The sequence below is a fragment of the Bacillus sp. AY2-1 genome, from assembly GCF_008368965.1.
In the GTDB taxonomy this organism is placed as follows: Bacteria; Bacillota; Bacilli; order Bacillales; family Bacillaceae_G; genus Bacillus_A; species Bacillus_A thuringiensis_S.
On the sequence record NZ_QPEL01000088.1, the window covers coordinates 14293 to 26931 of the forward strand.

Genomic DNA, 12639 nt, shown 5'->3' on the forward strand with positions numbered 1-12639 from the left:
ACGCTTCTAAAATTAGAAGCGTCTTTTTTATTATTTCTCCTCTAAAGCTGTCACGTCCACATGAACGCTCTCACCAGGATTAGATACATCATACACTTGAGCACTCCCCTTCTGCTCATCACAGCTCTCAATCCATACTGGTACGCCCTCATATGTAACGTCAATTCTACTTGAAGAAGATAAGATTTGTTTCACACGTTTCACATCCATACTACTATCCCTCCTTTTGCTTACTACACTCCTTTCTATTTTTTCTTTTCCTTTTAGAATATATTCGGTAAGGCAGCATATTGATTAATAGTCATTTCTACCTCACATGCTAATATTTACTCTCTCGCTACCTTTCTGACAAATAAAAAAAGACGTATATTCTACACGTCTTTTTCCATAATATTCAAATTTTAAGAAAATAATGTTTTTACTACCGCACTTACTTTATCATTATGGATTTGATAATACACTTCTAATCCTCGTCTTTCAAAGCGCACTACTTTATTTTGCTTTAACTTCGTTAAATGTTGTGAAACCGTTGATTGCGGAATTTCTAACACTTCCTGTAGTTGTGTTACATTACATGTTCCTCTTTGCATAAGTTCCATTACTAGACGTAGGCGAAGTGGGTGAGCTAACGCTCTTAACATTTGTACATCTTCTTCTGAAATACGACATTCGAATTGATTTTGGTTCATAAAGTTCCCCTCATTTTCGTTTTTATTTGCGTTTTTATGTTCTTTTTATTTATTTATATATCTGTTCTTATATTTCCTGTTACGACATAACTTTATCAACCTATAAAGCCGAAAATTTTTTCCATCTTCATCAGCAAAAATTCAGGAAAAAATCCTTGCTGATTTTGAATATTATACTATATGATATAACGAAAAAGCAAAATAATGGCCTACGAATACTTTGCTTACAAACGTTGTTTTATCAGGCTTTTTGTTATATTTTCACCTCATTGAAATGCACAGTAACGGTATTGTAAAATATCGTCTATAATTGATAACCTATCGTAATGTAGTTGAACTATACTTAACCTCTTTGTTACGCTAAAAGGAATTTTCAGTAAAAAGAGATGATATGGTATTAAAAATTTGTTTCTTATTTTTTATTCGTATTGCAAGCGGTTGAATTGTTGTGAAAAACTTCCTATTAAATCCACTCACCGTTCCTCTCTCACTAAATCAAACAGGACAGATAAGTGCATATATCAAACTTTAATCAGTAGGGTTTTTGTTCATCCCCACTGATTATCAGCCCTCACCAACCGGGCGTTTACTGGCAGCCCGATCCCCACCTAACTTCTTTGCTTCCGCTGAATTTTGAGGTGTGGGTCTTACTGCCCGTTAATGCGGGATAAGAGACGGCATCTAATATACACCTATAGGGAACATGCCATCTGAATAAGCAAAATAATATGCAAATAATTTATACAGCACACTTAAATTCATTTGAGTGTGTTTTTTGTCTACTTTATGAACAAAGCTTTTCTTTTAACACTATTATGGAATAATTATACTTTTTTACGTTGACAATAGTGTTGAAGGAGAATATACTAAGCATGTAAGTTGATTGTGAATAGTTTCACAAATAATGTGAATTTCTTCACATATAATAGATAGGAGTTGTCATTATTATGAGTACTTGGACACAAATTTATGATCCATTAAACAATATTTGGTTATCTGCACTAATCGCAGCACTTCCAATTTTCTGCTTCATCATTTGTTTAATGGGACTGAAAATGAAAAGTTATATCGCTGGTCTTTACAGTGTGATTGTCGCTATTATTCTTGCAATATTTGTTTATAAAATGCCAGCAACAGTAGCTGTAGCATCTGCTGGATTCGGTGTTTTATCTGGATTTTATCCAATTTGTACTATCGTTATCGCCGCAATTTTCCTTTACAAATTAACTGTTAAAACAGAGCAGTTCAATATTATTCGCGATAGTATTTCAAACATTACAAATGATCAACGTTTACAAGTATTATTAATTGCTTATTCTTTCGGTGCTTTCTTAGAAGGCGCAGCTGGTCTAGGGGTTCCAGTTGCTATTACAGCTGCACTACTTGTGGGTATGGGCTTTAATCCATTAAAAGCAGCAGGTATTTGTTTAGTAGCTAATATTGCTGGTGGTGCTATGGGTGCTATGGGTATTCCAGTTACAGTACCGGCACAATTAACTGAACTTGACGCATTAACAATTGGTCGTCAAACTGTTCTTATTTTACCTTTCATTAGTATTATCTTACCTTTCTTACTTGTTTCAATGGTCGATGGAGTTAAAGGTATTAAAGAAACTTGGCAAGGTATTCTTGTAAGTGGTGTTTCTTTCGCTATTACTCAATTCGCTGTAACTTACTTCTTAGGTGCAGAACTTACTAATATTTTCGCAGCCGTTGTAAGTATGATTGCTCTTGCATTATTCTTACGTGTTTGGCAACCAAAATCTTCTACTAAAGAAGAAAAACAAGAAACTAAAGTATCACATACATTCAATCAAATTTTATATGCTTGGTCTCCATTCGTATTCTTAACTGCATTTGTAACAATCTTTAATTTAAAACCAATTAAAGCTTTATTTGCTCCAGATGGTGCGTTAGCAAACTTAGTATTTAACATTCAGTTCCCTGGTCTTCATAATGCTGTTATGAAAACTACACCAATTACAAAAGCTGATACACCTTTCGCAGCTGTTTTCAAATTTGATGTATTTTCTTCTACAACTACTGCGATTGTACTAGCAATTATCGTTTCACTTATCGTTTACCGCGTAAAAGGTAAAATGGTTAAAGAATTAATGATTGAAACAATGAAAGAATTAAAAGCTCCAGTATATACAATTTGTAGCGTTATCGCTTTAGCTTACGTAGAGAACTACTCTGGTATGTCATCTACACTTGGACTTGCATTCTCATCTACTGGTAATGCATTCCCAATTCTTTCTCCAATCTTAGGATGGATTGGCGTATTCATTACAGGTTCAGTAGTTTCAAGTGGTTCTTTATTCGCACCACTGCAAGCAGTAACAGCAGACCAATTAAACATCGTTCCTTCTACACTCGTTGCCTTAAACGTGGTAGGTGGTACAATGGCAAAAATGGTTTCACCACAATCTGTAGCAGTTGCTTGTGCCGCAGTTGGACTAGTTGGTAAAGAATCTGCTCTATTTAAAACAGCAATGAAATACAGTTTAATCTTCTTAGCTGTTATTAGCTTACTTCAATTAAACGCTGTGTTTAATATCTTTTAAAAATAAAACACCGATCCAAATGGATCGGTGTTTTTCACATTATATTTTTTTATTTTTTAATAAAGAAGCTCCAGCAATTTCAGGGTGAGTCATTTCGAATGGATCTAAAATAATATCCAATTCCTCTTCTGTCAGTACACCATGTTCTAAACATAACTCCCTAACAGATTTTCCTGTTTCAATTGCTTCACGTGCAATACGAGATGCTGCTTCATAACCAATATGAGGATTAACTGCTGTAATAATTCCAACACTTTTCTCAACATATTGCTTCAGCAATTCTTCATTTGCTGTAATTCCTTCAATACAATATTCACGGAATACACGGAATCCATTATTCATAATGCTTATAGATTGAATTAAATTAAATACAAGCACAGGCTCCATTACGTTTAACTCTAATTGTCCTGCTTCTGATGCTAAGCAAATTGTATGATCGTTTCCGATTACTTGGAATGCGACTTGGTTAATTACTTCTGCCATAACTGGATTTACTTTTCCTGGCATAATGGATGAACCTGGCTGACGTGCTGGCAATTGAATTTCAGCTAACCCAACACGTGGACCAGACGCCATAATACGAAGATCGTTTGCAATTTTAGACATGTTCATCATACATACTTTAAGCGCTGCAGATACTTCTGTGTATGCATCTGTATTTTGCGTTGCATCAACTAAATGCTCTGCACCAACAAGTGGGAATCCACTAAACGTTCTTAAATGTTTTACCACTTGTTCAATATACGTAGGATTTGCATTTAATCCTGTACCAACAGCTGTCGCCCCCATATTCACTTCATATAAATGTTGACGAGACTGTTTAATTCTTTTTATATCACGCTCAAGCACTCGGCTATACGCTTCAAATTCTTGTCCAAGGCGAATTGGAACTGCATCTTGTAAATGTGTGCGTCCCATTTTAATAACGTGATCAAACTCTTTTGCTTTTTTACGAAAAGCAGAATGAAGTTCTTCCATTGTAATAAGAAGCTCTTCTAACATCATAAGAGTTGCAATATGAATCCCTGTTGGAAACGCATCGTTCGTTGATTGGGCCATGTTCACATGAGTGTTTGGGCTAATTTTCGCATATTCCCCTTTTTCATATCCCATACGCTCTAACGCTCTATTCGCAATTACTTCATTTGTATTCATATTAATAGAAGTTCCGGCTCCACCTTGAATAGGATCCACGATAAATTGATCATGAAACTTTCCATCAACAATTTCTTGCGCTGCTTCTGCAATTTCATGTCCAATGTCTTTAGCTAAATAACCAGTATCTATATTCGCAAGTGCCGCTGCTTTTTTCACAATTGCCATTGCTGTAATGAGTGATGGATGAATGCGGTATCCTGTAATTGGGAAGTTTTCTACGGCACGTAATGTTTGTACACCATAATAAGCTGCACTTGGTACTTCTTTTTCACCTAAAAAATCTTTTTCTATACGTATATCCTTCGTTGCTATCATTTTTATCACCTATACTTTTTCATTCTAAATCCTTATCCAAAAAATCCGCCCTCTAAAAACACGAGTATCATTCAGAAGAATTTTTCAGTATCCACCTTCACTATATAGCACCTTTTTTGAAAGCGCAAACATTTATTTTTCTGTATATCCTTTTTATTAAAGTTTATAGAAAATCATTCTTCTACTTTCCTTATTTCCACTCGTTTAATTTGATGCATATCCTTTTCAAGGACTTTAAAATAAAAACCGTGTTTCTCAATAACATCTCCTTCAGCAACGATTTGTTTTTGTACCATAATCCAGCCACCAATTGTATCTACATCATCAGCAATTAAATGTATGCCAAGCAAATCATTTACTTCACTAATAAGCACTTTTCCCTCTACGATTTTATATCCTTCACTTACATGCTCTATAGGTGGATTCTCATCTTCATCGTATTCATCTCGAATTTCTCCAACAATTTCTTCTAAAATATCTTCTAGTGTAACAATCCCTGCTGTACCACCATATTCATCATATAATACAGCTAATGGAATGTGTTTTCTTTGCATTTGTAACAGTAAATCATGAATTGGAATATTTTCTAGCACTTCAATAACTGGCCTTGTATATGGCATAATTGAGCACTCCTCGTCCCGATTACCATCCATATAACGAATAAATAAATCTTTTACATTTACCATCCCAATAATTTCATCTTTATCTTCACCAAATACAGGATATCTCGTGTACTTTTCTTGTGCGATGACTTTAATATGTGTTTCAAATGGTTCGTCCTCATATAAGCCTACAACTTCCGTACGAGGTACCATAATTTCTTTTGCTACTCTATTATCAAATTCAAAAATATTATTTACATATTTAAATTCCCTTTGGTTAATCTCTCCGCTCTCATAGCTCTCAGATAAGATTAACCTTAATTCTTCTTCTGAATGAGCTACTTCATGTTCAGAAGCTGGATGTAATCCGAATAAACCAGTTACAACCCTCGCTGAACCATTTAAAGCCCAAATAAACGGGTACATAACTCGGTAAAAATAAATAAGTGGTTTCGATAACAATAAGCTAACTTGTTCTGCTTTTTGTATAGCAAATGTCTTTGGAGCAAGTTCCCCAATGACAACATGTAAAAATGTAATTACTGCAAAGGCAATAATAAATGAAACTGTACTGGAAATTGCAGGTGAGAATTGTAATTTTAAAAACAACGGCTCGAGTAAATGTTTAATAGTTGGTTCCCCTAACCACCCGAGCCCTAAAGCAGTAATTGTAATACCTAGCTGACAGGCCGATAAATACTCGTCTAAATTTGAAGTTACCTTTTTAGCTGCCAGTGCACCTCGTCTTTTTTCACTAACGAGTTGATCAATACGACTGCTACGTACCTTAATAATTGCAAATTCAACAGCCACAAAAAATGCTGTTAACCCAATAAGAATGACTACCATCAATAATTTTAAAATATCCACATATGCTCTTTAGCTCTCTTAGCTAAAGTTACACCTCCTTTTAAAAAGAAGTTTCACTTTAGTTTCTTCAATTATTGGAAAGCAACTCTATATAAAATCCACCAATTTTCAAACCTCATACAATTCTAAAGGTAAACCATCAGGGTCTTGGAAAAAGACGAATTTCTTCCCCGTTATTTCATCAATACGGATTGGTTCTGTCTTAACACCACATTGGTTTAAATGCTTCACAGCTTCTTCTATATTTGTAACAGCAAATGCTAAATGTCTAAGACCGGCTGCTTCTGGACAACTTTTGCGCTCAGGCGGATTTGGAAATGAAAATAATTCGATTTGATACTCTTCTCCTACACATAAATCTAATTTATAAGAATCTCGTTCCTTTCTATATACTTCATTTATCTCTTTAAACCCTAATATTCTAGTATAAAAATTCTTTGACCTCTCATAATTCGAACAAATAATTGCAACGTGATGCACTCTACATATATTCATACTCTCTCTATTCCTTTCTTTACCAAAGATGCATATTCTCCCTTGAAATGAAAAACATATATAGCAGAATATCTCTTTTAGGGGGCTTATCATGAAATTCATTACTTTTTTCGTCGGACTAATTGTTGTTTTCTTACTCGCTTATATTGCTAGCAACAATAAGAAACATATTAAGTTTAAACCAATTTTCATCATGCTTATTATACAGTTAATTTTAACCTACCTATTATTAAATACAGAAATCGGTCTCATACTTATTCGTGTCATTTCCAGTCTGTTTACAAAGCTACTCGAGTATGCTGCTGATGGAATAAATTTCGTATTTGGTGGTATTGCAAATAAAGGTGAAATGCCATTTTTCCTTACTGTATTATTACCAATCGTCTTTATTTCTGTTTTAATTGGTATATTACAACATTTCAAAATACTACCATTTTTTATTCATTGGATCGGGTACTTTCTTAGTAAAATAAATGGTCTTGGGAAATTAGAATCTTACAATGCTATTGCCTCTGCCATTGTCGGTCAATCAGAAGTTTTTATTACAGTGAAAAAGCAATTAGCTCAAATTCCAAAACACCGTCTTTATACACTTTGTGCCTCTGCTATGTCAACCGTATCTATGTCTATCGTAGGTGCCTATATGACAATGATTGAACCTAAATATGTAGTAACTGCACTCGTTCTCAATTTATTTAGCGGTTTTATTATCGTACTCATCATTAACCCTTACGACGTTAAAGATGACGAAGATATTTTAGAAATCAAAGGTGAAAAACAAAGCTTTTTTGAAATGCTTGGAGAATACATTCTTGATGGTTTTCGTGTAGCCATTGTTGTCGGCGCTATGCTCATCGGATTTGTCGCATTAATTAGTTGTATTAATGACCTGTTCCTCATTATATTCGGTATTACGTTCCAACAATTAATCGGCTATGTATTTGCGCCTATCGCATTCCTTATCGGTGTACCAAGTTCTGAAATTGTCGCAGCTGGCAGCATTATGGCAACGAAGCTTGTAACGAATGAATTTGTCGCAATGATGGACCTTAGTAAAATTTCTAATAGCCTTTCTCCCCGTACAGTTGGGATTATTTCTGTTTTCCTTGTGTCTTTTGCCAATTTTTCTTCCATTGGTATTATTTCAGGTGCGGTAAAAGGACTAAACGAAGAACAAGGAAACGTTGTTGCGAGGTTTGGCCTTAAATTACTATATGGAGCTACTCTCGTTAGCATTTTATCCGCAATTATCGTAAGCATTATGTTGTAATTAGGTAAAATTTTATCATTTTCTTATCCCTATCTTTTGTATACAATAACGAATAGATGTCTTATAAAGTGAAACTTTACTCAGAGGGGCTATCCCCCTCTGAGTATTAGCCTTCACCAATCGGGCTTTTACGGGCAGTTAACTCCCACCTAACTTCCTTGCGTTCGCTGGACTTTGAGGTGGGAGTTTTACTGCCCGTTAATGCGGGATAAATAATCAAGACATCTATTTTTTATACATGTACAATCGCTTTTATTTAGCGTAAAATATTTTTTATGTGTTTGAATACACTTCTAAATGTATATACTTCGATAGTTTTAAAGGAGAAAAAATGATGAAATCCGACCCGAACAACAATACGCGAGCCAGAAAAGGACGCTCAAAGAAAAAACGCCTACTTTGGTTCCTTCTTATTCCATTACTAATTGTAGCACTTGGAGCAGGAGGCTACTCCTTCCATATATACAGTAAAGCAAAGTCCGTCTTAAATAATGCTTATGCTGAACTAGGTCGAGGAGATAAGTCCAGTAAACGTGAAAAAGCTGTTAAACCTATGACCGACAACATTTCTGTACTAATTATGGGTGTTGATGAAAGTGATATTAGGGAAAAAGGTTATGGAAAAGCAACTCGAACAGATGCGTTATTACTTGCAACAATTAATAAAAACGATAAATCCGTTAAACTTGTAAGCATTCCACGTGACTCACGCGTCTACATTAAATCACGTGATAAATACGATAAAATCACACATGCGCACGTATTCGGTGGTGTAGACAGCACAATTGATACGGTAGAGAACTTTTTAGATGTTCCAGTTGACTACTATGTAAAATTCAACTTTAAATCATTTATTAAAATTGTTGATTCCCTTGGTGGTATTACTGTAGACGTTCCAGTTGAGTTCACAGAGCAAAATAGTAAAGATGAAGCAGATGCAATTCATCTAAAAAAAGGACGTCAACATTTAAATGGAGAAGAGGCACTGGCACTGGCTAGAACTCGTCATATCGATAGTGATTATATGCGTGGTCAACGCCAACAGCTTGTATTAGAGGCCATTGCTGAAAAGGCACTATCTCTTAATTCCATTAATAAAATCGGAGGCCTACTAGACGCTGTCGATAAAGACTTAAAAACCAATTTAACTTTTGATGATATGATGACAATTACAAAAAATTCAATGGATTCAAATTTAAAGATGGAAAAAATGCAAGTAGAAGGTACAGATAAATATATAGGCGGTATTTATTATTACGTTCCAAATGAAAAAAGCGTCAATAATATTTCGACAAAACTACAAGAACATCTCGGTGTTACGAATAAAAATGAGCATAAAAAATTATAATAAAAAGGCTGCTAGATTTCTCTAGACAGCCTTTTTATTATATTTTTCAACATATTTTTCATACACATTGTGACAAGAAGTGACAATTATTACAGCGGTGTAACATTTTTTATGAAAACATTACACACACAGTGAAAATAATAGTATACTAGTACGTACATAATGTTATTTTCATCATTTTTATACAAAAAATGTAATACATATATTTATACATAAATTTCTGGGGGGAAATAAATGAAGCTAAGTAAAATACTGATCGGTTCTGCAATTGCTGGGGGCATATTACTTTGTGTAGGCGGTGTTGGGGGATATCAATATGTCTCCAAATTAAATAATCAATTAGATACTACTGCATTACCGAATACTACATTTGAAGGTATTTCTCTCGATGGAAAAAATAAGAAAGATATTCAAGCAATTATTAATCAAAAGGTAACTGAATTAGATCAAAAATCCCTTACCTACATATTCCAAAACGAAAAACAAACTTACACATGGAAAGATTTAGGGATAAATTATAAAGAGAAAGATATTATTGACAAAATCTTTAAAGAACAAGAAGGAAACGTAATGAATCGTTACAAAATGCGTAAGCAAGCTGAAAACGGTGAATTAAAACGTGACTATAAATTAACACCACAATTAAATGCAACAGCTTATGAAACCTTTATAAAAGATAAATATAATGAAACATTAAAAAATCCTATTAATGCAGAATTCAGTATTGAAGGCTCAACAGTAAATGTTAGTCAAAGCCAAAACGGAGAAAAAATTGATAAAGGGAAACTAAACGGTTTAACAAACGAAGCTATTACTACCGGTAAATCAGATGTTACATTGCCAGTCACATTCATAAAACCAGAACGCTCTACAGAAGACATACAGAAAATGGGGATTAAAGAAGTCATCGCTGAATATTCTACTCCAATGGCCGGCCGTAACGGAAATCAATCATTTAACGTAAATAAGTCAGCCAATACTTTAAGTGGGGTTATTGTCGCACCTGATGAAACGTTTAGTTTTAACGGCCGCGTTGGCGTAACTGATGCTGCACATGGTTACAAATCTGCAGCAGTATATTCACAAGGTAAAGTAATACAAAGTGCAGGCGGAGGAGTTTGCCAAGTCAGTAGTACATTATACAGCGCAGCTTTAAGGGCAGATTTAGGCATTGTTTCTCGAAGCAATCATTCTATGCCGGTAAATTATTTACCACTTGGGCAAGATGCAGCAGTAGCAGATTATGGTCCAGATTTAAAATTTAAAAATAATACGGGCAATCATATTTATATTCAAGCATTTTCAAATGGAGGTAGTATTACTACACGCATTTTCGGTACAAATACTGGTAAAAATGTTGAAGTTTCTTCTCAAGTAATTAGTAGGACTAGTGATAAAATCACAGCGGTTACGTATAAAAAAGTAACACAAAACGGGGAAGTAATATCAAATGGACAAATTTCAAAAAGCGTATATAAAAGCGCTCCAAAAGAATAGCTAATATCCACCGAATAGCATAAAGAAAAAGGCGTGATTATATCACGCCTTTTTCTTTTGCAGTAATAGTAAAAAAGTTTCAAGATGGTCTTTCGTTTCTTCTAAAGACCACATACGATTGCCTTGCTTCGCAGCTAATACACACGCCTCTTCCCACGCGTTCTTTTTCTTCATATTTATTAATTCATCACGTAATTTCAAAACAATTTCTTCGTCTTCTTGTTCAATAAACTCTTCCATCACGCTTACTATTTCATCCTCATGAATACTTAACGTACAGTACGATTTAAGAAAGTATTGTAATGTCGTATACATAATGTACTCCCCCTTCTTATTTATCAGATGGATAAGAAGTAATAATCTTAAACCCTAATTCTCCTGACTTATCTCTTGCTAAAACAGTAACAGTTTTTACCAACTTGTCTTTTAAACTCATATTTTTCTTTATTACCGTTTTTCCAACCGGGAATGAATGTGTTGTATTTAATACGAGACGAGCCTCTTTAGAATTTTTTAACCAGTCTTGAATTTCCTTATCATGCTGCTTCAAACTATCTTTTACAGCTTTCGTTGCTATTTCCTTGTCATAGTATGTACTTGCTGCTGATACTTTATCTGTCTTCAAGCGATTCTTCAAATCTTCTTCTGATTTGCCTACATGTCTTTCAATCGTATGACCATTTTTAGGTGGCCCTTCCATTTCATCTAAAATATTATCACTAATTTTTTCTACTGATGTCGATTGATTCCCTGTTTGTTTCTCTGTTTTTTGTTCTTTTCCTGCACATCCACTTAAGATCAGCATTAGTGCCAATAAACCACTCAAGAAAAGACTACTTATTCGTTTCATCATATCACCTCTTTCATGATTATTATCGCAACTTCACTAAAAGTCAATTTCACAACGAAAAAATCTATCAGTTTTCATTTTTTTCATCTATTTTTCCATATTTACCCGCGCAATTTCATCAACCCTCTATTTTTCGACTTTTATAATATATACCCCCTATATTTTATGATTATTTCCCAGATTAAAACACTGATAACATAACTATAAAACTCTTTTATACAAAGGTTTTTATAGTGTTTTAAAAAATATTTTAAAATACCCCCATTTTTATATACCTAATACCCATATAAGGTATAAAGCCCCCTTCTTATCAACGTTTTTCTACATTATGTAAATTTACCCTTGCCTATACAAACGAAATATGGTGTAATGCAAAAAAAGATAAAGGATTTTAAACAATGGCTGAAACGATTCAAAATTTCTTAACAGAATACTATTCAATCGCAATTCCACTTAGTATCTTAATTAACATCATCATTAGTCTTTTAGGTGTTATTCCTAGCATCTTTTTAACCGCCATTAATATACAGCTCTTCGGTGTAACAAATGGCACAATCATTTCGATCGCAGGTGAGGCCTTAGGGGCTATTATCTCGTTTTATATTTATCGCATAGGCCTTCAAAAGTTCACTCACGATAAAGTAAATAAGTACCCAAAGGTAGAGCGTCTTCTTTATGTAGAAGGTATAGAGGCCTTTCTACTCGTTCTATCGTTTCGATTGATACCTTTCATCCCATCAAGTATCGTGACTTTATTTGCAGCTCTAGGGAAAATGTCATTACTCTCCTTCAGTATTGCCAGTACAATAGGTAAAATACCGGCCTTATTGATTGAAGTATATTCGGCATATCATGTTATGAACGGAACAAATGAAGCGAAGTGGATTGTAACAATCGCAGGCGCTATTGGATTGTTTTATTTGTGGAAAAAATGGAGAAAAAAATAAAGAAGGAGCCTATGCTCCTTCTTTATTTTTG

At 34.3% G+C, this 12639-nt stretch carries 12 protein-coding genes; 5 read left to right on the plus strand and 7 right to left on the minus strand.

Features of this window, described 5'->3' with window-relative positions; all coding sequences use genetic code 11:
- Positions 1–30: 30 nt before the first annotated feature.
- Positions 31–210, minus strand: coding sequence for an acid-soluble spore protein H (locus DN403_RS20630; RefSeq protein WP_000382679.1), 180 nt, complete (start codon positions 208–210; stop codon positions 31–33).
- Positions 211–401: 191 nt separating this feature from the next.
- Positions 402–689 (minus strand): ArsR/SmtB family transcription factor, encoded by a 288-nt coding sequence (locus DN403_RS20635; protein WP_001075219.1) that lies wholly within the window; start codon positions 687–689, stop codon positions 402–404.
- Between the two features lie 947 nt (positions 690–1636).
- Here DN403_RS20635 and DN403_RS20640 point away from each other — a divergent pair.
- Positions 1637–3256, plus strand: coding sequence for an L-lactate permease (locus DN403_RS20640; protein ID WP_149185703.1), 1620 nt, complete (start codon positions 1637–1639; stop codon positions 3254–3256).
- A 39-nt stretch (positions 3257–3295) separates the two neighbouring features.
- On the opposite strand, the gene aspA is transcribed toward DN403_RS20640, so the two are convergent.
- The 3 genes from aspA to gloA2 form a co-directional block, all read right to left on the minus strand.
- The gene (gene aspA / locus DN403_RS20645) at positions 3296–4729 is read right to left on the minus strand and encodes an aspartate ammonia-lyase (RefSeq protein WP_000562136.1); all 1434 of its coding nucleotides are present in this window, start codon (positions 4727–4729) and stop codon (positions 3296–3298) included.
- Positions 4730–4902: 173 nt separating this feature from the next.
- Complete coding sequence (locus tag DN403_RS20650) at positions 4903–6201, minus strand: hemolysin family protein (protein ID WP_000353320.1); 1299 nt, start codon at positions 6199–6201, stop codon at positions 4903–4905.
- Positions 6202–6309: 108 nt separating this feature from the next.
- Positions 6310–6696 (minus strand): SMU1112c/YaeR family gloxylase I-like metalloprotein, encoded by a 387-nt coding sequence (gene gloA2, locus DN403_RS20655; RefSeq protein ID WP_001017672.1) that lies wholly within the window; start codon positions 6694–6696, stop codon positions 6310–6312.
- Between the two features lie 91 nt (positions 6697–6787).
- On the opposite strand from gloA2, the gene DN403_RS20660 reads away from it, so the two are divergent.
- The 3 genes from DN403_RS20660 to DN403_RS20670 all read left to right on the plus strand — a co-directional run bounded on the left by DN403_RS20660 (position 6788) and on the right by DN403_RS20670 (position 10811).
- Positions 6788–7966, plus strand: coding sequence for a NupC/NupG family nucleoside CNT transporter (locus DN403_RS20660; protein WP_000668872.1), 1179 nt, complete (start codon positions 6788–6790; stop codon positions 7964–7966).
- 331 nt (positions 7967–8297) lie between these two features.
- Positions 8298–9314, plus strand: coding sequence for an LCP family protein (locus DN403_RS20665; protein WP_002083775.1), 1017 nt, complete (start codon positions 8298–8300; stop codon positions 9312–9314).
- Between the two features lie 234 nt (positions 9315–9548).
- Entirely contained in the window at positions 9549–10811 is a 1263-nt protein-coding gene (locus DN403_RS20670) for a VanW family protein (RefSeq protein ID WP_000777359.1), read from the plus strand.
- A 42-nt stretch (positions 10812–10853) separates the two neighbouring features.
- Here DN403_RS20670 and DN403_RS20675 read toward each other — a convergent pair whose 3' ends face one another.
- Positions 10854–11126, minus strand: coding sequence for a hypothetical protein (locus DN403_RS20675; RefSeq protein ID WP_000288803.1), 273 nt, complete (start codon positions 11124–11126; stop codon positions 10854–10856).
- 16 nt (positions 11127–11142) lie between these two features.
- The gene (locus tag DN403_RS20680) at positions 11143–11661 is read right to left on the minus strand and encodes an RNase A-like domain-containing lipoprotein (RefSeq protein WP_000822702.1); all 519 of its coding nucleotides are present in this window, start codon (positions 11659–11661) and stop codon (positions 11143–11145) included.
- Positions 11662–12059: 398 nt separating this feature from the next.
- Between DN403_RS20680 and DN403_RS20685 the strand changes: the two genes are divergently transcribed.
- Positions 12060–12608: a TVP38/TMEM64 family protein gene (locus tag DN403_RS20685; protein ID WP_000852229.1), complete on the plus strand. Its 549-nt coding sequence runs from the start codon at positions 12060–12062 to the stop codon at positions 12606–12608.
- Positions 12609–12639 lie beyond the last annotated feature (31 nt).

Excerpts from the sequence above, each read along its gene's own strand:
- DN403_RS20630 (WP_000382679.1), bottom strand. The coding sequence starts at position 210 with ATGGATGTGAAACGTGTGAAACAAATCTTATCTTCTTCAAGTAGAATT.
- DN403_RS20635 (WP_001075219.1), bottom strand. The coding sequence starts at position 689 with ATGAACCAAAATCAATTCGAATGTCGTATTTCAGAAGAAGATGTACAA.
- DN403_RS20640 (WP_149185703.1), top strand. The coding sequence starts at position 1,637 with ATGAGTACTTGGACACAAATTTATGATCCATTAAACAATATTTGGTTA.
- aspA (WP_000562136.1), bottom strand. The coding sequence starts at position 4,729 with ATGATAGCAACGAAGGATATACGTATAGAAAAAGATTTTTTAGGTGAA.
- gloA2 (WP_001017672.1), bottom strand. The coding sequence starts at position 6,696 with ATGAATATATGTAGAGTGCATCACGTTGCAATTATTTGTTCGAATTAT.
- DN403_RS20660 (WP_000668872.1), top strand. The coding sequence starts at position 6,788 with ATGAAATTCATTACTTTTTTCGTCGGACTAATTGTTGTTTTCTTACTC.
- DN403_RS20665 (WP_002083775.1), top strand. The coding sequence starts at position 8,298 with ATGATGAAATCCGACCCGAACAACAATACGCGAGCCAGAAAAGGACGC.
- DN403_RS20670 (WP_000777359.1), top strand. The coding sequence starts at position 9,549 with ATGAAGCTAAGTAAAATACTGATCGGTTCTGCAATTGCTGGGGGCATA.
- DN403_RS20675 (WP_000288803.1), bottom strand. The coding sequence starts at position 11,126 with ATGTATACGACATTACAATACTTTCTTAAATCGTACTGTACGTTAAGT.
- DN403_RS20680 (WP_000822702.1), bottom strand. The coding sequence starts at position 11,661 with ATGAAACGAATAAGTAGTCTTTTCTTGAGTGGTTTATTGGCACTAATG.
- DN403_RS20685 (WP_000852229.1), top strand. The coding sequence starts at position 12,060 with ATGGCTGAAACGATTCAAAATTTCTTAACAGAATACTATTCAATCGCA.